Annotated in this window: 25 protein-coding genes; 21 read left to right on the top strand and 4 right to left on the bottom strand. The window is 39.7% G+C overall.

Going from position 1 to position 20,330, the window contains the following annotated elements; genetic code table 11:
* Window positions 1-267: 267 nt before the first annotated feature.
* From D0T50_RS03935 to D0T50_RS03920, 4 genes are all read right to left on the bottom strand, one after another.
* On the bottom strand, window positions 268-1,551 hold the full coding sequence (locus D0T50_RS03935; protein WP_163222175.1) for a hypothetical protein: 1,284 nt from the start codon (window positions 1,549-1,551) through the stop codon (window positions 268-270).
* Between the two features lie 126 nt (window positions 1,552-1,677).
* On the bottom strand, window positions 1,678-2,601 hold the full coding sequence (locus D0T50_RS03930; RefSeq protein WP_163222173.1) for an amidohydrolase: 924 nt from the start codon (window positions 2,599-2,601) through the stop codon (window positions 1,678-1,680).
* A 5-nt stretch (window positions 2,602-2,606) separates the two neighbouring features.
* A complete protein-coding gene (locus tag D0T50_RS03925) occupies window positions 2,607-3,623 on the bottom strand; it encodes a zinc-binding alcohol dehydrogenase family protein (protein ID WP_163222171.1) in 1,017 nt (338 codons plus the stop codon).
* 21 nt (window positions 3,624-3,644) lie between these two features.
* A complete protein-coding gene (locus D0T50_RS03920; RefSeq protein WP_163222169.1) occupies window positions 3,645-4,577 on the bottom strand; it encodes an aldo/keto reductase in 933 nt (310 codons plus the stop codon).
* A 128-nt stretch (window positions 4,578-4,705) separates the two neighbouring features.
* Between D0T50_RS03920 and D0T50_RS03915 the strand changes: the two genes are divergently transcribed.
* The 21 genes from D0T50_RS03915 to D0T50_RS03815 all read left to right on the top strand — a co-directional run bounded on the left by D0T50_RS03915 (window position 4,706) and on the right by D0T50_RS03815 (window position 20,276).
* On the top strand, window positions 4,706-5,731 hold the full coding sequence (locus tag D0T50_RS03915; protein WP_163222167.1) for a LacI family DNA-binding transcriptional regulator: 1,026 nt from the start codon (window positions 4,706-4,708) through the stop codon (window positions 5,729-5,731).
* A gap of 107 nt (window positions 5,732-5,838) precedes the next feature.
* Window positions 5,839-6,687 (top strand): Nif3-like dinuclear metal center hexameric protein, encoded by an 849-nt coding sequence (locus D0T50_RS03910; RefSeq protein ID WP_163222165.1) that lies wholly within the window; start codon window positions 5,839-5,841, stop codon window positions 6,685-6,687.
* Between the two features lie 20 nt (window positions 6,688-6,707).
* Window positions 6,708-6,977 carry a DUF1905 domain-containing protein gene (locus D0T50_RS03905; protein ID WP_163222163.1) on the top strand — a complete coding sequence of 90 codons (270 nt, stop codon included), beginning with the start codon at window positions 6,708-6,710 and terminating at the stop codon, window positions 6,975-6,977.
* Window positions 6,974-7,705: a bifunctional 2-polyprenyl-6-hydroxyphenol methylase/3-demethylubiquinol 3-O-methyltransferase UbiG gene (locus D0T50_RS03900; RefSeq protein WP_163222161.1), complete on the top strand. Its 732-nt coding sequence runs from the start codon at window positions 6,974-6,976 to the stop codon at window positions 7,703-7,705. The genes D0T50_RS03905 and D0T50_RS03900 overlap by 4 nt, the downstream gene beginning before the upstream one ends.
* 21 nt (window positions 7,706-7,726) lie before the next feature.
* Entirely contained in the window at window positions 7,727-8,236 is a 510-nt protein-coding gene (locus tag D0T50_RS03895) for a DUF2269 family protein (protein ID WP_203558177.1), read from the top strand.
* A 15-nt stretch (window positions 8,237-8,251) separates the two neighbouring features.
* Window positions 8,252-8,971, top strand: coding sequence for a DUF169 domain-containing protein (locus tag D0T50_RS03890; protein ID WP_163222158.1), 720 nt, complete (start codon window positions 8,252-8,254; stop codon window positions 8,969-8,971).
* Window positions 8,972-9,108: 137 nt separating this feature from the next.
* Window positions 9,109-9,429 carry a helix-turn-helix transcriptional regulator gene (locus D0T50_RS03885; protein WP_163222156.1) on the top strand — a complete coding sequence of 107 codons (321 nt, stop codon included), beginning with the start codon at window positions 9,109-9,111 and terminating at the stop codon, window positions 9,427-9,429.
* A 90-nt stretch (window positions 9,430-9,519) separates the two neighbouring features.
* Window positions 9,520-9,951: a nitrophenyl compound nitroreductase subunit ArsF family protein gene (locus D0T50_RS03880; RefSeq protein ID WP_163222154.1), complete on the top strand. Its 432-nt coding sequence runs from the start codon at window positions 9,520-9,522 to the stop codon at window positions 9,949-9,951.
* Window positions 9,951-10,646 (top strand): aromatic aminobenezylarsenical efflux permease ArsG family transporter, encoded by a 696-nt coding sequence (locus tag D0T50_RS03875; protein WP_163222209.1) that lies wholly within the window; start codon window positions 9,951-9,953, stop codon window positions 10,644-10,646. The genes D0T50_RS03880 and D0T50_RS03875 overlap by 1 nt, the downstream gene beginning before the upstream one ends.
* Window positions 10,647-10,671: 25 nt before the next feature.
* Window positions 10,672-11,031 (top strand): four helix bundle protein, encoded by a 360-nt coding sequence (locus D0T50_RS03870; RefSeq protein WP_163222153.1) that lies wholly within the window; start codon window positions 10,672-10,674, stop codon window positions 11,029-11,031.
* 24 nt (window positions 11,032-11,055) lie between these two features.
* The gene (locus D0T50_RS03865) at window positions 11,056-11,289 is read left to right on the top strand and encodes a thioredoxin family protein (RefSeq protein ID WP_163222151.1); all 234 of its coding nucleotides are present in this window, start codon (window positions 11,056-11,058) and stop codon (window positions 11,287-11,289) included.
* Between the two features lie 10 nt (window positions 11,290-11,299).
* The gene (locus tag D0T50_RS03860; protein ID WP_163222149.1) at window positions 11,300-12,646 is read left to right on the top strand and encodes a permease; all 1,347 of its coding nucleotides are present in this window, start codon (window positions 11,300-11,302) and stop codon (window positions 12,644-12,646) included.
* Between the two features lie 285 nt (window positions 12,647-12,931).
* On the top strand, window positions 12,932-14,146 hold the full coding sequence (locus tag D0T50_RS03855; RefSeq protein ID WP_163222147.1) for a M28 family peptidase: 1,215 nt from the start codon (window positions 12,932-12,934) through the stop codon (window positions 14,144-14,146).
* Window positions 14,147-15,181: 1,035 nt separating this feature from the next.
* On the top strand, window positions 15,182-15,448 hold the full coding sequence (locus tag D0T50_RS03850; protein WP_163222144.1) for an IceA2 protein: 267 nt from the start codon (window positions 15,182-15,184) through the stop codon (window positions 15,446-15,448).
* Window positions 15,449-15,541: 93 nt separating this feature from the next.
* Window positions 15,542-16,210 carry a hypothetical protein gene (locus D0T50_RS03845; protein ID WP_163222142.1) on the top strand — a complete coding sequence of 223 codons (669 nt, stop codon included), beginning with the start codon at window positions 15,542-15,544 and terminating at the stop codon, window positions 16,208-16,210.
* A gap of 142 nt (window positions 16,211-16,352) precedes the next feature.
* A complete protein-coding gene (locus D0T50_RS03840; RefSeq protein ID WP_163222140.1) occupies window positions 16,353-16,727 on the top strand; it encodes a hypothetical protein in 375 nt (124 codons plus the stop codon).
* Complete coding sequence (locus D0T50_RS03835) at window positions 16,714-17,493, top strand: hypothetical protein (protein WP_163222138.1); 780 nt, start codon at window positions 16,714-16,716, stop codon at window positions 17,491-17,493. Before D0T50_RS03840 ends, D0T50_RS03835 begins: the two co-directional genes overlap by 14 nt.
* Window positions 17,494-17,527: 34 nt before the next feature.
* Window positions 17,528-18,049 carry an exonuclease domain-containing protein gene (locus D0T50_RS03830; protein ID WP_163222136.1) on the top strand — a complete coding sequence of 174 codons (522 nt, stop codon included), beginning with the start codon at window positions 17,528-17,530 and terminating at the stop codon, window positions 18,047-18,049.
* 27 nt (window positions 18,050-18,076) lie between these two features.
* The gene (locus D0T50_RS03825; protein ID WP_163222134.1) at window positions 18,077-19,342 is read left to right on the top strand and encodes a TIGR02452 family protein; all 1,266 of its coding nucleotides are present in this window, start codon (window positions 18,077-18,079) and stop codon (window positions 19,340-19,342) included.
* Window positions 19,343-19,353: 11 nt separating this feature from the next.
* On the top strand, window positions 19,354-19,572 hold the full coding sequence (locus D0T50_RS03820; protein ID WP_163222132.1) for a hypothetical protein: 219 nt from the start codon (window positions 19,354-19,356) through the stop codon (window positions 19,570-19,572).
* Between the two features lie 17 nt (window positions 19,573-19,589).
* Window positions 19,590-20,276 carry a hypothetical protein gene (locus D0T50_RS03815; RefSeq protein WP_163222130.1) on the top strand — a complete coding sequence of 229 codons (687 nt, stop codon included), beginning with the start codon at window positions 19,590-19,592 and terminating at the stop codon, window positions 20,274-20,276.
* Window positions 20,277-20,330: the final 54 nt, after the last annotated feature.

Below are 20,330 nucleotides of genomic sequence, written 5' to 3'. Positions count from 1 at the left end.
TAAATATACAATAGAAGAGATTATCAAACGTATGGCAATGGTAATTGTGGTAAATAATCTACTTTTTGTGCGCGTTTTTTTCACCTTTTTGCCCTCACAAAGTCTTCATTACTTATTTTCGGGCTGTTTTTTATGTTAGAAAAAAAGCAACGAATTCAATTTTATTTTTCATTTTGATTATGTATTTCAAATTATAGGCAGCCGGAAACCCCAGTATATTTTACTTCAAAATACACTGGGATTTTTTATGAGTTGTATGGCTTTCCATCATTCCTTGTAGAATGATTCGGGAATATCAATAATCATCACTGCCAATCGTTTGCCCTCCGAGAGTTTGCCCGATTGTATCAATACTTTTTTATTGTCTAAGCTGAAATAAGGATGTGCATGATTTGGTTTCATCACATGTCCGGTAGTAAGCAAATGCATCTCTCCGGTCTTCACATTAACGAGTGTTACATTTCCTTTGAAGTCATCGCCCGCTGCCCACTGTCCATCTTGCGAACCGTTGCAATGCCAAAAGCTATTTGTTTGCGCCGGGATACTCTTCAAGTCATCATTTACATTACCAGTAAAGACTTGTCCAATCACACGTACATGTCCGTTGCGCAGATTAACCGAAAAGATGCCCGAAGGTTTCGTTTTCAGCCGGTCCAAGTGACACAACACATTAAAATAAACATGATTGGCATCGACTATGGTTTCGTGTGTCACCCATTCATAATCCGATTCAATGTAAAGCGGGCGATAGCTATTGGCAGCCATATCACCAAACCACATACGTTGCGGCGAGTCTCCTCCTGTTTCATGGCAAAATACAATCTCACGCGTAACAAACGGACTGGCTTGTACATGCCCCATCGTAAAATCGACATCGAAGGCTTTGCGAATTTCACCCGTTTTCACATCCAGAATACGAATACCACCGGGATGATTTTTTATGCGATGATTGGTATCATCAATAGGATTTTGCCACGTTTCGACATTATAGGGAGGGGTAACCCCTACATAAAGCAAGTCTTCTTCCACGTCTAGCCCCATACCTCCTGATATGCTGAGTGAATCGGGCCACACGCTAACAACACGTTCGTAAGCGGTGTGGTGTTTCATAGTGCCTTTTTCACTATCGGCAAGTACTCTGTCTGTATCCAGTTCTATGACTTGAGCAGGTTGATCTTTCAGCTTTCGCGTAAAATACAACAATCCCTTCTTGCGCGAAAGGTTGTATTCGCCACTTCGTCCTTCGCCGTCGGTTATCTGAATGATTTCGCCTGTGGTTTCGTGTACAAAGAAGAGTTGTCCGTTACCACTTCGTTGTGAGCGGAAGGCAATATATTTATTATCGTACGACCATTGCGGATGCGTTTGGTAAATGCGTGTATCGCTAAATTCGGGACTATTGGTAAGTACTTTAACGGGAAGGCCCGTTATGGAATCGTTGTAGGTAAACATTTCCGAAGGGAAACGTCTTCCTATCTGTGCATGCAGACTGCTTACAGTAAAAAGCAGCAAAACAGCAAATAATGCCGTAAATGAGTTGAATGTTTTCATCCTGTTGATGTTTAATTGGTTAAAGGCAAAAGCCTTCTCCAAAGGTAGGATTAAAAAAAATCAAAGCAAGGTTGTAAAGATAAGAAGAGATGTAGATTTGTAGCTTTAAGATACAATTTTGTACACTTACTCCGACATATTCTTAATATAAGGAAGCGCTACTAACTCTCCAAGCCCATAAAACCGCTGTGCGTTCTCTCCAAGAAATGCCGCTTTTTCTTCTTGCGTCATCAAGTCCGACTTTGTTACAAAATCATACGACATCCGATAAGTTATTGCTGCAATAGTTCGCGGATAGTCCGAGCCCCACATTAATTTATCCATACCCACAAGTTCTGCCGATTCTTTAATAGCAAGTACTGCACCACGAAACGGATAAAATTCATCATTGAACAACCACGTAATGCCGCCCGATTCAATCATAACGTTTTTATGTCGCGCCAACTTGATTTGTTCCTGCCATTGCGGACGAGTTACCATTGCAAAGTGCCCTATTGCTATACGTAAAGAAGGACACTCGGCAATAATCTCTTCCATCTCTGCTACTTGCTCCGTGCCATCGGCTAAATCGATGGAGAGAAAGATATCCTTTTCTTCCATGAGATGAAAAAGTTTCATCATTTCGTCGGAGGTAAGCCACACCCTGCCCTCAGGAAGGAGTAAGCGTTGAGCAGGTATCTTAATTCCCCGGAAGCCTTGTTCTATCAATGCCTTGCCATGTATGAAATAACCCGGTTGGCGAGCGTCCACCATGCCGCAGCAAAGAAAACGTTCTGGGTATTGCTGTTGCACCTGCCACAAATAGTCATTCTGTAGCCCATCAATATACTCTTGTGTAATAACGGCCGCAGAAACTTGCGCATAATCCATGTTAGAAAGAAAGACTTCGGCACTGTTTTGCCCATCAATCATAAAAGGAGGAAGCATCTGACGTACTTCATCCATAAAGAACGACTTTCCATTCTCCATAGTTTTGATTGTTTTTCCATCTACCACAGCATCTTGCCGCAACCACAGATGCGCATGTGCATCAACAATACGATAATCCATATACGTTAGAATTTGATTAAAATTCGGAACACCTTACCGGAATTGGCTGCCCAAGTATCCAATACCTCTTTGGCTTGCTCGGGAGCATATACACCGCTGATTAACCTCTCGATATTTGCCGCATCGCGTTTCATATACTCAATAACAGCCCGGAAATCTTCGGGCATGGCATTGCGCGAACCACGAATATCCAATTCTTTCATCACAAAGTATTTGGTTTCAAAAGAAACATCAGACTTAGCATAGCCAATACAAATAACCCTACCAGTGAAAGCTACCTCATTAATTGCCAACTGATAAGTAACAGGAGCACCAACAGCTTCTATCACTACATCGGGCCCTGCATTCTCTGTTATCTCCTGCAGACGCGCATGTACATCTTCGGTAGCGGAGTTTATTGCATAGTGGGCACCCAACTGACGTGCCAGCATAAGCTTTTCATCATCTACATCTACAGCAACAACACGAGCACCACGAAGTACAGCACGCACAATAGCCCCCACACCAATCATTCCGCAACCAATAACCATAACCACATCGAGGTCTGTTACCTGTGCGCGAGATACTGCATGAAAGCCCACACTCATTGGCTCTACCAAAGCAAACTGACGAGGAGTCAGGGTATTATCTACCAATACTTTTTGCCAAGGCACAGCGATATACTCGCACATAGCACCATCACGCTGTACTCCAAAAGTTTGATTAAATTGACATGCATTGGGTCTTCCGTTGCGACACGAAGGACAATGGCCACAACTGGTATAAGGATTTACCGTACACGGCATACCTTTTCGAATTGTATCAGGTACATTTGCACCTATCTCTTCCACTATCGCACCTATTTCATGACCGGGAATAACCGGCAGTTTAACCATAGGATTTTTACCCAAATACGTATTCAAATCTGAGCCGCAAAAGCCCACATACGCTATCTTGATTAACACTTCGCCGTTTCCGACTTGTGGTCTTTCTCTTTCGGTAAGGGCTACATTTCGTTCGCCCAGTATACTGATTGCTTTCATCCAACTATGCTGTTTTAAGGATTAACTATTGAGCCATGTATCACGAAAACCGGGTTCAAGGATGTGGCTTACTTCTTTTAATAATGTTTCGTCGAGAGGTGCATTTGTCCATGCTATGTTCTCTAATACTGCTTCTGCGCGGGTAGTACTGAAGAGCGTAGTTGCTATACGCGGATTAGAGGCGGAAAATTTCACAGCTAATTGCTCTATGGACTTGCCTTGTCCCTTGCAATGTTGTGCGGCTTTTCTACAAAGGCGTTGCAAAGGTGCGGGGGCAGGATGCCAATCGGGTGCACCACGCTCGGTTAGTAACCCCATAGAAAAAGGCGAGGCATTGATAACACCTATTTCATTAGCTTCAAAATAGTCGAGGTAATCTGTCAGCGCATCGTCATTGAGACAGTAATGACAAAATGAGAGCACACTCTCCACAGTACCCGCGGGCACGTGGTCAATGACATACTTAAAATGACGTAATGTGAGGTTGGTAATTCCAACATGCTTTACAATTCCTTTATCACGTAGTTCTACCAATGCCGGAAGAGTTTCGTTGCAAATTTGTTCGAGATCGGCAAACTCAATGTCGTGTACATTGATGAGGTCGATATAGTCTACATGCAGACGCTCCATACTCTCATAAACGCTTTCAATGCTTCGCTTTGCGGAATAATCCCACGAGTTTACACCATCTTTACCATAACGACCTACTTTAGTAGATAAGTAATAACGACTCCGCTCTATCTCTTTAAGTGCTTTACCCAACACGATTTCGGCTTTGAGATGACCGTAATAGGGTGATACATCGATAAAGTTTATACCACTATCTACTGCGGTATGTACCGCGTTAATACCTTCTTCTTCCTTAATAGAGTGAAATACGCCGCCGAGAGAAGAGGCGCCGAAACTGATGTTGGAAACATTCATTCCTGTTTTTCCGATTGGTCTATATTCCATAATAATTTATTGTTTGTTCAAAATTACCTTATCCCACTTATTCATACAACATCAGTCCATGAAAACTTTACGCAAACCTTTGCGTAATCAATCCTTTTTTTCTATTTTTACTCTTTAATTACATATTTATGGAGAAAAAAAAACCTACTTCTCTTAAAGAACTTGCTTCTGAGCTCGGAGTATCCATCTCAACTGTTTCACGTGCATTGAAGAACAGCTCCGAAATCAGCGAAGAACTACGTGAGAAAATCAAAGCATTAGCAAAAGAGCGCAACTATCGTCCTAATCCTTTTGCTATGAGTTTATTGAAAAATGCTCCACGTATCATCGGCATCATTGTTCCGGATATTGTAACGCACTACTATGCCTCTATCATCAGTGGTATAAACGACAGAGCACATAAACATGGCTACTCCACCATCATAACCTCTTCATACGAACAGTTTGAAAAAGAGAAAAAGTGTTTAGAAGACTTGATAAATATTCGTGTAGAGGGTATTATAGCTTGTTTGGCGCAAGAGACCACAGACTTTGCCCACTTTGAAGCATTAACAGTACAAAACGTCCCCCTTGTATTTTTTGATAGAGTATGTTTAACGAACATTTTCCCTTCCGTGGTTACTAACAATGCCACGTCTGCACAAGAGGCTACCGAGCATCTTCTTTTCCACGGATCTCAACAAATAGCTTTTATCGGTGGATCCAACCATTTAGCTATCGTCAAAGAACGCAAACACGGCTATCTACAAGCATTGCGCGAACATGATATACCTATTGATCGAAATCTAGTGGTCTGTAAGCGAATAGGATATGAAGCAGGATACGAGGCTGCCAGACAACTGTTAACACTCTCCTACCCCCCCGATGCTATTGTAGCTATGACCGATAGCCTTGCATTTGGCACCATGAAAGCCATCAAAGAGTTGGGACTATCAATTCCACAAGACATCGCCCTGATAGGCTACACCGACGAAACACATGCCAACTACGTAGATCCACCACTTACTGCAGTTACACACCAAACATATAAAATGGGCGAAACAGCTTGTGAGTTATTAATTGATCAGCTTAAAGGAAGTTCGAAAATAGAACAGGTAATTATTCCCTGCGTACTTTCCATTAGAGGGTCTTCCATCAAGACTCCAAAAAGTTGAATTAATGAATTTAATCAACTCTCTGGAAAACAGCAGTCAAGCTATTTTGCCAGATGCTTTTTTATTGATATTTTTGCGAATAGACCAATGGAGTAAATAATAGAAATATGCTAGCAAAAGAAGTTTATACAAATCTTGAAGATTACTTTATCAAACCAGAAATAAGCGATGAGTTTTATCAGCACATGACAGAACTCGACTCGTTTCTTTGTGACAACTTCAAGAAGAGAAGCATTGGTTTGGTTTGTGATTTTACAGAAACAATTAATCGTGTTTTTACAGCTGTCTTCCCAACAGAAAAAGTGATCCGAGCCGTATTGGAGCAACCGGGAAAAGCAATGCTCTTTACACACCATGCTTGTAATTGGGATTTAACGAAGTCGCCAACCGGCTTTTACAATATGAATGCCGGACTTCTTGAAGAATTGAGAGAAAAACAAATCTCAATCTATTGCTTACACACGCCTCTGGATAATTATTCTGAATACTCAACGAGCAAAACACTTGCCGAGAAGTTAGACATAGAGACCGTTAAAGCTTTCATCAATTATTTCGGTGCTATTTGCGGTATAGCAGGAAGAACAAAATGCAAAACAGTAAACGAACTTCAAAAGATATATTCGGAAGCGGTCGGACACTCAACTTCACTGTATCAATATGGAGACAACGAGATAAAAGATGGCATAGTAGCCGTAGTTGCAGGTGGCGGGAATAATACTTTTGTTTTGCCGGAACTGCATAAAAACAACATTAGCACCCTTATAACCGGCATAACATTGAAGAATGAGGTATCGGCAGAAACGCACGAATATGCAGAAAAGAACCGGATAAATATTCTCGGGGGAACACATTATTCTTCCGAAAAATTCGCTTGCATTGCTATGTGCAGCTACTTTGAGAAATTAGGTCTGCCTGCTGAATTCATTGACGATGAGCCTTGCTTTGAAGATATGTAAGAACGAAATCAGGCAACCCTATGAGCAAACATTTTGAGTTTAATGCAATCATAAAAAAGGTACCGGATATGGATGCCGCTTACGTGGAAATTCCATTTGATGTAAAAGCAACATTTGGAAAAGGTAGGGTTGCGGTCAATGCTACGTTTGACAGTGTTCACTATCAAGGAAGCTTGGTGCGAATGGGAACCCCCTGCCATATTATCGGCATACGAAAAGAGATACGTAAACAGATCAGGAAACAGCCCGGTGATACTATTTATGTAACCATTGAGGAACGAGAACAATGAAAGAAAACAAATACGACGACTCCGCCTTTTTTGAGCAATACGAGAAAATGAATCGCTCGCAGAAAGGACTCGAAGGTGCAGGCGAATGGTACGTGCTCAAAGAGATGTTGCCCGACCTTGCTGGGAAAGATGTACTTGACTTAGGCTGCGGATTTGGCTGGCACTGCCGGTATGCAATAGAGAACGGGGCAAGATCGGTTGTTGGCGTGGACATTTCCAACAATATGCTCGAGAAAGCAAGGAGAATAAACAACCTGAAAGGAGTAGAATACGTTAAAAAGGCTCTTGAAGACATTGATTATCCCGCCGAACAGTTTGATGTTGTATTGAGTTCGCTCACATTTCATTATATAGAGTCGTTTGAGAGCATCAGCCGGAATGTTTTTAAATGGATCAGACCCCGGGGACGCTTTGTTTTTTCAGTCGAGCACCCTATTTTTACCGCATTCGGCAATCAAGACTGGGCGTATGGAGAAGATGGTGAAAAGCTATTCTGGCCGGTCGACAATTACTTCAAAGAAGGAAAACGGGAAGCTGTATTCTTAGGCGAAAAGCTCATCAAATACCACAGAACGCTAACAAACTATATAAATACGCTATTGAAACAAGGCTTTACAATCAATGAAGTAATAGAACCCGAACCAAGTAGCGGGATGTTGGCAGAATTCCCGGAAATGAAAGAGGAGTTACGACGTCCGATGATGTTGATTGTTTCGGCGGAAAAATAAAACACTCTGAAATTGAAAGATATGATAACAGGAAAACTAAAGCCGCAGGGAGTGAAAATACTTAAAATGCTCCATATCTTTTTAGCCTTTTGTTGGATTGTAGGAGGACTTACCTTATGTTTACTGGTCTTTATTACTCATCCGCAGTCAGGCGATGAACTATTTATGCGCTCACGGATATTGCAGGTAGTAGACGATTATTTCATAATCTATGGAGCAATCGGATCGCTCATCACAGGATTGATTTATAGTATATGGACAAATTGGGGCTTCTTCAAACATACCTGGATCACAGTAAAATGGGTGATGATCGTTTTGCAAATATTATTCGGAACATTTGTGCTTGGCCCTTGCGTCAACGACAATGTTATTCTTGCAGACCAACTTCGTGAAGCTGCTTTAACCGACCCGGTATTTATTGAAAACATTCGCATGACACAGCTATGGGGAACCGTTCAAACAGCCTTATTGCTGATAGTCATTATTATATCCGTGCAGAAACCATGGAAAAAGAAGAAAATTGAAAAATAAAAAAGCAATATCATTATGAACATCAACGTATTTATCAACAACTACAGGGAAGCCTTTGGCGAAAAAGCAGAGTTACCAATCGTTTTTTGGTACTCCGAGACTCCCCTTGCCGATACTGAAAAGATAAACGGTTGTTTCTTCAAAGGGCTGAAAACAGTGAGAGAAGGGAATCCAATAAGCCTGAACGCGGAAGTTATTGGCTGTGGAGGCGGTAAATTCTATACCGGCTTTACCGAAATGCCCGAACGGGTACCCAACTTCGTTTCGCTGAAAGAGAAATATAAGAAGACGCCGGAGATGGTGGTTGAGTTTATTGAAAACCTGGGCGTGCCACTTACCAACCGAAAATACCTGAATTTTGCCCGTATTGATATGGTTGAAGCTTTTGCCGAGGTGGAAGGCCTCTTGTTTTTAGCAACACCCGATATACTATCGGGATTAACAACATGGACTTATTTCGACAATAACTCGGAAGATGCAGTTACTTCAATGTTCGGTTCCGGCTGCTCGGCAGTGGTAACAAATGCAGTTATTGAGAACAACAGGAATGGAAAAAGAACATTTATCGGGCTTTTCGATCCTTCGGTTCGCCCTTATGTAGAAGCCAATATTTTAAGTTTTGTGATACCATTCTCCCGCTTTAAGGAGATGTATTATACTATGCGCGAAAGTAGCTTGTTCGATACTCATGCCTGGAAGAAGGTACGTGAGCGGATAAATCAAAAGATAAATTAGAAACCGTTTTGAATTTTATGAAATATATAATTTCTTAAACTATATCTCATAAAATTCAAAACAGTTTCTTAATACTGTTCGTATATTTGCGAATTAAAAATCTATTCGTATATTTGCGAACTGATAATAATAAAGCAATGCAAAAGCAAGAACTTACAAAGGAACAAGAACAGATAGCGCGATTTGCTAAAGCAATGGCGCATCCTATACGGATTGCAATACTCCAAATGCTTGCCAATCAAACATGTTGTTTTCATGGCGATATGTCGGAGGTACTACCTATTGCTAAAAGTACCCTGTCTCAGCATCTGAATGAACTGAAGGATGCAGGATTAATACAGGGAGAAATCACACCTCCGACAGTTAAATATTGCATCAATAGAGAAAATTGGGCTTTGGTAAAAAAGCTATTAGGTGGATTTATAGAAAGTGTAACTACTTCAAAAGGTAGCTGTTAACAGCTATTTTTTTGCTTAATATGTTCGTTGAATTACGAACTGCAAGAAACAAATATCATAATGTTCAACTATCATTCTAAAACAACTAACATGAGAAAGAGTATTTTATTCGGATTACTGGTCTTATTACTGACCGCTTGCGGTGGTAGTACACAAAAAAACAATCAGGAATCATCTGCCTCACCGGAAACAAAAACGCAACTTGCCGATGTTTCTACTGTGAATGTCTACTATTTCCACGGCAAACAGCGTTGCAAAACATGCGTTGCAGTAGGCGATGTTACAGCAAAGACTATAAAGGAACTTTATACGGATAACCTCCAGGTGAAATTTGTTGAAGTAAAAACCGATGAAGAACAAAACGCTTCGCTTGTAGAAAAGTACAAAGTAACATGGAATGCCCTCATTATTGCCAAAGGAGACAACTATATCGAAATAACCAAAGAGGCATTCGCCAATGCTTTGAGTAGCCCTGAGAAACTTACCAACCTTATCAAAACCGAAGTCGATAAAAGGTTATGATGGATTATTTGCAAAACCTTGCCGATGGGTCGAATTGGCCGGTACTGACAGCCTTCATATTGGGACTGATGACTGCCATTAGCCCTTGTCCGTTAGCGACGAATATAACCGCAACTGCCTATCTGAGTAAAGATATAGGAGCGAAACACCGCGTATTGTTCAATGGGTTATTCTATACACTGGGACGGATGTTTACCTATACGGCACTGGGACTTATCTTTTATTTCGGAGCAAGCCAGTTCCAAGTAGCACGGCTACTGCAAAACATCGGTGGTATGTGGTTGGGTTTAGCACTTATAGTGATTGGAATATTGATGCTCGATGTGATTAAGTGGAATATTCCGGCAATGGGAAAGCTGACATCCAAACTCGAAAAGAAAGAAGGGAAGAAAAGTTATCTTGATGCCTTTCTGCTCGGGTTGCTCTTTGCACTTGCTTTCTGTCCATACAGCGGGGTACTTTACTTTGGAGGTTTAATTCCTCTGACCATTGCCAGTCCATCAGGCTTACTGCTTCCTCCGGTATTTGCTATTGCAACAGGACTTCCGGTTATAGTCATAGCATGGCTGTTGGCATACAGCGTTAGCAATGTCGGTAAGTTCTATAATAAAATGAACATTTTTCAGAAATGGTTTAAGCGTATAGTTGCAGCTATATTTATTATAGTTGGGATTTATTATATAATTACGAATTAAAAATTACGAATTACGGAAATGCTTTATGAAGAAGGATAATATTATACAAGAAAAATCATTTGCTTTTGCTATACGAATAGTGAATTTATACAAATATTTATATGAAGAAAGAAAAGAGTATATTTTGTCGAAACAAGTTCTACGGAGCGGAACTTCTATTGGTGCAAATGTAGAAGAATCTATCGGAGGACAATCAGAAAAAGACTTTATATCAAAACTGTCTATTGCGTACAAAGAAGCTCGAGAAACAATATATTGGCTGAAATTATTATTCGCAACTGATTATTTGAATCAGGAACAGGCTGATAGCTTACTTGAAGATGCCGAAGAAATCTGCAAAATTATAGGAAAGATTCAAATCACAATAAAAAATCGTAATTCGTAATTTTTAATTCATAATTGAAATAATATGGAAATCATTGTATTAGGTACTGGTTGTGCCAAATGTAAAACAACCTATGAGACAGTAAAGAAGGTAATTGAAGAAAATGGATTAGACATCAAACTATCCAAGCAGGAAGACATCATGGAAATCATGAAATATAATGTAATGACCCTGCCCGGAATTGTTGTAGACGGCGAAGTAAAGATCAAAGGGCATGTTCCTTCCGAAAGCGAAATCCGCAAGTTGTTAGGTGTTTAATAAGCTACAAATGGAAACTAAAAAGGAATTAAAAATTCTACTTTGGATAATCGTTATCTTCACAGCGGTATTTTTCCTGCCGCTGGAGAGTGAGCGATTCATGACAGCGATTGATGCCACACTCGACTTATCGAAATGGTATGCACAGGAGCACGTTGTTATGTGCCTTCTGCCCGCCTTTTTCATTGCAGGGGTGATAGCTGTTTTTATCAGTCAGGGTGCGATATTGAAGTACTTCGGAGCCAATGCTAAGAAATGGCTTTCCTATACGGTTGCGGCCGTTTCGGGCGCGATATTGGCGGTATGTTCCTGTACGATATTACCCCTGTTTACAAGTATCTATAAACGTGGAGCCGGATTAGGCCCGGCTATTGCGTTCCTCTATTCCGGTCCGGCAATCAGTATACTATCCATCATCCTTACATGGCGTATTCTCGGAACCGAAATGGGTGTTGCCCGTATGATTGGTGCAGTTCTCTTTTCTGTCATTATCGGTTTAATAATGGCATTTATCTACCGCAAAGAAGAAAAGATAAAAAAGGAAGAACAAATGAATATTACTGTTCCTCCGGCTAAACGCCCGATGACGCAAACCATGTTTCACTTCTTCACACTGGTGCTGATACTTGTCTTTGCCAATTGGGGCGCTCCGGCAGCAGATGATACAACAAGTGTTTGGAGCTATATATTCATGTATAAATGGTATATCACAGGAGGATTGGCACTTATGCTTGCCTATTCGCTTATTGCTATTCTGAAAATTAAATGGCAGTGGGTTATAGCGGGAGTTATTGCTACGGCAGGCTCGACCATATTGGCCAACCTGTTTATATCGAATCCGAAACTTATTCCGCTTGTACCTATGATCGTCGGAATCGCTTCGCTATCGCTTATGACACTGTTTGATAAACGTGATGCCGAAAACCGCGAATGGACATTATCGGCATGGGGATTTGCCAAACAGATAATGCCGCTTTTGGCTATCGGTGTGGTTACGGCAGGCTTCCTGCTTGGCTCCACCCACGACAACACTGCAATTGCGGGTGTAATACCCAATGAATGGATTGAGTGGGCAGTTGGTGGAAACTCTTTTTTATCCAATTTCTTTGCCAGTTTCACAGGAGCGTTTATGTACTTTGCTACTCTTACCGAAGTGCCTATCATCCAAGGATTGATAGCTTCGGGCATGGGAAAAGGCCCTGCGTTGGCTCTACTGCTGGCGGGCCCTTCGCTTTCCCTGCCTAATATGCTCGTTATACGAGGCGTTATGGGTACGAAAAAAACGATTATCTATGTAACGTTGGTCATTATCATGGCAACAATCTCCGGCCTTGTTTATGGAACTATTATTAATTAATAACGAGATTAAAAACGTATAGTTATAAATGAATTATTTGAAAAAGGAGCCATCCTCAATATGGCAGAAATGATTGCGGGCATTCCACATGCTTTGTATGCAAACAAACAGTTTAAGATGCTGCTTACAATGATTAAGGGATAATGTCTCTTTTTTACAATCACATATTCCGCCAAACTTTATACCTTTGGCGGAATATTTTGGTTTAAAGATATATGGAAGAATTCCGAATCATACCACCCTCGCCCCTGCCTGCGCCCTACATAATTTATAATTCATAAACCTATGGATAAGAAAGAATTTACAGAAAAAGCAAAGTTGCACTTAGCAGTATTATGCGCTGCGATTGGCGAACGCCGGGTGGGAAGCGTCGAAAACCGCAAGGCAACAGCCTATGCAAAGAAAGTATTGGAAGAATCAGGTTGGAAAACCGAAGCAACCGAACTGTCGGTTATCGATTGGAAAACCGATGGAGCAGCATTGAACTGTAACGGTCAGTCATTCGAAGTATTTTCGTCTCACTACTCTTCGGGCTGTTCCGTACAAGGAGAGTTGATTGCCGTGAACACCATCAATCAACTGGAACAGACTGACATAACGGATAAAATCGTTCTTCTTTACGGGGAGATTGCATCTCAACAAATTGCCCCGAAACGCTTTCCTTTTTGGAATCCCGAAGAACATCAACACATCATTTCCTTGCTGGAGAAAGGCAATCCTAAAGCCCTTGTTTGTGCCACGGAACGTAATTCGGCAACCGCAGGTGGTATTTATCCCTTTCCTTTGTTCGAGGATGGTGACTTCGACATCCCATCGGTTTACATGAAAGATACCGAAGGAGAAAAGCTGCTCGCATGTGCAGGACAAACGGTAGAACTCGAATCCAAAGCTATCCGCATTCCCGAAACAGCATTTAATGTCATAGGCAGAAACGGCAATCAAACAAAAAACCGGATTGTTATTACCGCCCACATAGACACCAAAATAGGCACACCCGGAGCAATAGATAACGGAACAGGCGTAGCAATCGTGTTATTGTTGGCAGAGCTACTAAAAGAACACTCTTCAAACCACCCGATAGAATTAGTCATCTTCAATGGCGAAGATTACTATGGTGCGCCGGGACAAGTAAAATACATGGAGCAGAACACCGGAAAATTCAGCGACATACTACTGAATATAAACATTGACGGAGCCGGATACAAAGAGGGCCTTTCCTGTTTCTCTGCGTTCGATCTTCCCGAGAATATCCTCGACGCACTTCATGAAGTTTTTTGGGATACTCCCGAGATTGTCGAAGGACTTCCATGGTATCAGGGCGACCATAGTATGTTCTTGCAGAATGGTTGTCCGGCAATCGCTGTCAGTTCGCAGTGGTTTATTGAGAATATGGAATGCCAGGAACTTACGCATACTCCGAAAGATAATCTAAGTGTGGTAAACTATGAACGGGTGGTTGAATGTGCCTGGGGAGTTGCAGGGTTGGTAAGAAGGCTGTAGTGAGTTTCAACATCATCTACAGCACAATATGTATAATAATATAACCATTTGACAACCTATTAAAAGCTGATTTATTTATAGACTATTAACTTTAAAGTTTCTGTAAAAAAGGTAGCATTTACTTTGGTTATATCGCAGAAATGGCAGTGCGAAGAATTTTATTTTCCGATGCAGCGTTTTAGACTTTGTGGTAACCACTAAGAGCGCAGTGGTTACCACTTTGGGTGTCGGTGGTTACCACTTCGACTAAAAGCAGTAACCGTTTTTGGTCGATTTTGTAAAAAAGAGAGGCGAAAAACCCTATGGTTTCCCGCCTCTACATGTATATATTATCTGTATATCTTTGCTATACTAAAGATAGCCTTTTTGTATGACATATCCAAATCCGAATTAACGTTTTACAACTAACTCATAGGGCGGTTTGTGTGATATTTGTACTTCCCCAACGTTGCTATGCAAAGATTTTGTTAGTGTGGAATATAGATATTCTTAGCTTTTACTAAAAAAAATCCCACCTAAGGGTAAAATTATCGCTCTTTATGGAGCGGATATTTGCTCTTATATGCAAGCTGGATTAATAGATATATTGAAAATTAAAACAGAAAATATAGATAAAAGAGATCATAATTGAAAAATCTTTCAGCCAGCAACCGTATATTTATTCGCATAAAAGAAAAAAAATGATAATTGTCAATTATTTGAAAAAGAGAGAATCAATTTGCAAGAAAAAAAGAGTTCCCCACGGTTTGTGGCTTCAAGAAGACAAAAAATATTTTATTGATTGTCAGGTAGATAACATTTTTTCTCCTAATCTAATTTTTTCTCCTGCTACATTATATATGGAGAGTGCTCATTTCATGTCGAGTTTAGTTTCGTATTATATATAGAAAACATTGAAAACAACAAATAAAAAAACGAACAATGAATACTTATACATTAATTATGGATATAAATGCGATTAAATCATGAATATTTTTAATGCACTCGCAAGCGGTAGCAGTTCAATCAACGAATTAAATATAAATAGTAGCGGGGATGCCGAAAAGCGTTTTTAGAGTAGGCGCAATTTATTTGTCTGCAAAAAGGGCGGACGTTAAACAAATTATTATGAGTCAAATAGTAGTAATGAAAATTGAGAATGGGAATGCCGTGGGTTATAGCGCACAGGGGCAATGTATTCGTACAATTACCAATAATGCCGTTAGTGCAGTTATTAATGGAGACATTATAGCCGTAACAAAAACAAATGGTCGAGTTGAGATGTATGATGCAAATAGATTTAATCTAATACGAACTGTTTAATTTTCAGAGAAGAGACTAACTATCAAAGTGTAGGTAGTCTCTTCTATGTATAAGCGAGAAATATTATGGCAATTGAATTAACATCAAAAATGTATGACAAAAGATAAAACTATTTTCAAATTAATTGCAATAGAATATTGTATAGATGATAATCCTCAATATCCTGAATTTGATGTGCATCGTTCCACAATGGGCTATTTTTCAAGTCTTGAAAAAGCCGAGACACAAATGAACAGTCAAAAACACGTTGAAAGCCGTAATCCCACATACAAATATTTTGGTTTTTTAATAGAAGAATATAGACTTGATAACACCTGGATTCTGCCGACAGAGAGCAGGCGAAGTTATTTACCCGACGGTTCGCTTTTAATGGAAAATTTACTATCTGAAACGCCTAATGGTGATTATGGATTTGAAGAATTCCTCGGTCACCCGGCAGATAAAGTTCCAATTAAAATCGGTGATTTAGTTGAAGTATTAAACTACAATACTGTAAGACTTGAAATTGTAGGAAATCTGCCCCCTTCACCCGAATGGGTGCGTGATTTGCACGAACGTAATAGTAAAAATGGACACCGTATTTCTCTCGAATCAAGTGATGATTGCTATTACACCCTTGATGAAAGTGGAGAACATAATCATCCCGAAGTGACCAATGTGTTTCCGGCCCGATTTGAAGTAAGCAAAGAATTGAGAGGAAAACTATTCGGAGAGGAGTATCATTCATATTGGGCACAATATGATGATTTGAATAAAAGATAGAGGAACTATAAAATGGAAATAGAACTCTAAATGCGAATTGATAAATTACAAAAAATAAATTTTGTTTATAACTTTGAAGAAAATAAAGTATAAACCTATAATCTTGATGATGTAAAACGAATCAAATAAAACCTGATGAACTATGGCAATCGAATTAGCATACATGAATTTGGTTATTCCAATCGAGAATATTGAAAAACACTATCCCGGCGGATTTGACCAATACAAGAAAGACAACGAAGCCGATATGAAATCGGACAATTATTGTGATAATGCGAAAATCAGACACGACAATCACCTTGTTGTAAAAAGTGCAGTATGCATGGAGGATATAGAATCCTTTGTCAGAGAGTGCGAAGATTTTGGCTTAATCGGAGTTGTCGAGAAAGACGGCATTAAGCAATGGCAAGATTTCTGTATCGTCGATATAGTTCCTACTCTGCCCTGTGATTGGCTGGTAGATCATAACCCTGAAGTTTGTCATATAGATGAGGAGAAAAGCGATGAGAAATATTGAGTGGGAATTTGTAACCCGAGATATAAAGAGTATCAATGATTATTTCGACGATTTGGAATTATCTAATCGAGATTTGAAAAAAATATTATTAGAAACAGCGCTACCAGAAAAGCAATCGCCCGAAAAGATAGAGCTATTGTTAAAACATCACTATCATTCATGGGATAGAGCAGGGCATAGAGATTTAATATATTTTTATTTAGAGCAACGAAAATATTTGCTTGATAAAGTTTTTGAATTCACGCCTAAAAATATCGAAAACTTTCTTCGAGTAAACCGTATTTTATCCGAAGGTAGTCAAAAAGTAATGACTAAATCAGTTGAAATGGCAAGAGAGTTGCAAAATAGAGAAGATAATTTTACAAATTATTATGAAATCAGTGGAACCGTACGGGTCTTATATGATGGTAGTGATTCATTAATTGATTTTGATCCAGAGCACGATGAAGACGAACTCTCTGACTGTCCTCATATTATGGAAATCATCAGTTCTGCGATGAGTTCAAGATATAGAGAAGATTTGTTTTTTTGCTATCCTTCTAAGAATGGCGATCTTTATGGTACTCCTTTGTATGCAGATGATCCTTGGAATCGTAATTTCGACTCACGCCCCGAATTTGCAGGAATCCGTTTCTCTTGGGCGTTCCATAATTTAGTCGACCACACACTCTATGCTTTACAGGATGTTGTTCGGATTAACGATTTCTGGAATGAAGTAACCGTTATACATCAGAACTTGGATGGGAAAGAACGCATAATCGATTAATATCAAAACAGAATAAAGATAAAACACAACAACAATGAGTTACATAGTAGTCGATATAGAAAGTGATGGTCCCATTCCCGGCGATTACTCAATGATTTCATTTGGAGCTGTTATAGTGGACGAAAATCTGGATAAGTCTTTTTATGGAAGATTAAAGCCGATCTCTGAGAATTACGAACCGGATGCGCTTGCCGTTTCAGGCTTTAGTCGTGAAGAGACATTACAGTTTGACGATCCTCGAGAAGTAATGCTTCGATTTGAAGAGTGGATAAAGGAAAACTCCAATGGGAAACCGATTTTTATCAGTGACAATAATGGTTTTGATTGGATGTTTGTCTGTTGGTATTTTCATCATTTTTTGAAACGAAATCCTTTTGGTTATTCATCGCGTAGGTTGTCGGATTTATATTGCGGACTTGTAAAAGACACTTTTGCTCAGTGGAGACATTTACGAAAAACCGTACATACACACGATCCGGTTGATGACGCAAAAGGCAATGCCGAAGTATTGCTTTTTATGAAAAATGAAATGGGACTCAAAATAGATTTAAGATAATAGAAACCTATAAAATTTGAATTAGATATGGCAATAGCAGCAATATTTATCAACCTAATCATTCCCATCGAGAATATCCAAAAACATTATCCCGGTGGTTTTAAGCAATACAAGCGAGATAACGGAAACGATATGGCACACGACTGTTTCCTTGTTGTGAGAGGCGCTATGAATGCGATGGATATAGAATCCTACGCCAAAGAATGCGAGACATTCGGGTTGGTTGGAGTAGTCGAAAAAGAGGGCATTAAGCAGTGGCAGGACTTCTGTGTGGTGGAAGTTGAACCCACCCTTCCCTGCGATTGGCTCTTGCAAAGTGGCGCTTACGTATACCATAAAGATGATGTGGCGCAAAAAATCGTCAGTTCATTTTCCCCTACCGAATGGATAAAGCAATTCCGAACGGCTTCGCGGAACAAGTCAGGTTTTCGCGAGCTGCGTGCCGAGATATTTCAGCAGACGGTTGAAGTCGCTCTACAAGGCGAATATGCCTACGGTTGGAGTTCGATAAAATTAGATAGTGCCTCTACAACCAAAGAGACGTATTTCTACACAAAGCCCAAAGCTTTGGAGCCAATAGAAAGTGATAGTCCCACTAAATTCAGTGTCATCGAGGCCGATTGCCTCGAAACGGCCGGCTTGTTAAAGAATGCAGGTTATAATGTATGTGTACTCAATATGGCAAGCCGGCAAAATCCGGGAGGAGGAGTCTTAAACGGTGCCGGTGCGCAAGAGGAAAATATTTTCCGAAGGAGTAATCTCTTTCAGTCGCTCTATCAATTTGTTGATTATTCATACCAATACGATGTAGAAAGAAATAGAGAAAATAGTTATCCATTGGATAGAGAGTCGGGGGGCATTTATTCGAAAAAGGTGTCGATAATAAGAGGATCGGAGAATAACGGGTATTGTTTTCTGCAAAGTCCGTTTGAAGTTTCGGTTGTCAGCGTGCCTGCCATAAATCATCCTCAACTCGAGACTTTTGACGGGAAACAATATATCGTAAGCGAATTGATTGAACCAAGCAAAGAGAAAATCAGAACGATTTTAAGAATATGCGGAGAATTTAACCACGACTGTTTGGTATTAAGTGCCTTTGGCTGTGGAGCGTTTAAGAATCCGCCTCATCACGTTGCTAAATTATTTAAGCAGGTTTTCAAAGAAGATGAATTTAAGAACCGATTTAAGTTAGTCGTATTTGCTATCATCGACGACCACAACTCGTGGCGAGAACACAATCCAGAAGGGAATATACTTCCTTTTTTACGGGAATTTGAAACGAATTTTGATTAAAGACTAATTTAATGACTCATACTGAAAAATGGATGGAGATAAGAGCACGGTATTTGAATAAAGAAATTTCGGAAGCAGAGTACTGGGAACTTTGTGATCAGGCCGGTCTTGAAATCGCGGCAATGATAGACGAAGAATATGCGAGAGAATCTTGCGGTTTTACAGGTGATAGTATAGACCTCGTAAGTTTTGCATCGGACGAAGAATGGATAAAAAATAACGTGAATTGATAGAAATTTAAGATTATATGAGAGATACAAGCTGGATAAAAACAATAGAAGAGTTAGACCAACTCTCTGTTTCTGAATTAGAAACATTGGCAATTAACGCAAGTAAAATAAGAACAAGACGTTCTTATACGGGCGAAAATGATTTTCACAATATTTTGGCAAAGCGGAAACTGAAACTCAATCAGGAATTTGTGTTTACACCCGAATACATTGAGAAATTTCTGTGGCTCGACCGAGAGATTAAAAGATATGCAGGTATCTTAAAAGAAAAAGGAGAAAAAATGCTTGATGATTTGGAACGAATGATAAAAGATGAAGATTCATTTTTCAACGACTATGAAATTGAGGCCATCATTAGCCCTTTTATCGAAGAGGATGATGACGATGATTATTATAATGGAATTATGTGGGCGATAGAGAGTTTTCATGATTGTGAATTAAAATTCAACATTAAGCATATAGAACACTCTTTATATTTTGAAGATTTTTATAGCGATGGAATGATGGCTGGCAAAGATAATTGGAATATAACAATACCGAAATGGCGAGATTTGATAACAGAAAAACCGGAATTAGCCAAATACAACATTGGATATGGAATGCACGAAATCTGCGACCACTCTCTTTGGGCATTGCAAGATATTATGCAAATCTGTGATTTTCATTGTGATTTGAAAGTGGAATATCAGAAATATATTAGTTGAAGAGTGAAAATTCAGCAAAAGATTAAATTTATTTATAACTTTGAAGACAAGAGA

Origin of the sequence: Bacteroides sp. 214, from assembly GCF_010501015.1 — a bacterium.
Classification (GTDB): Bacteria; Bacteroidota; Bacteroidia; order Bacteroidales; family Bacteroidaceae; genus Bacteroides.
Note: the sequence above shows the minus strand (reverse complement) of the source record. Positions and strands in the feature narration are given on the sequence as shown.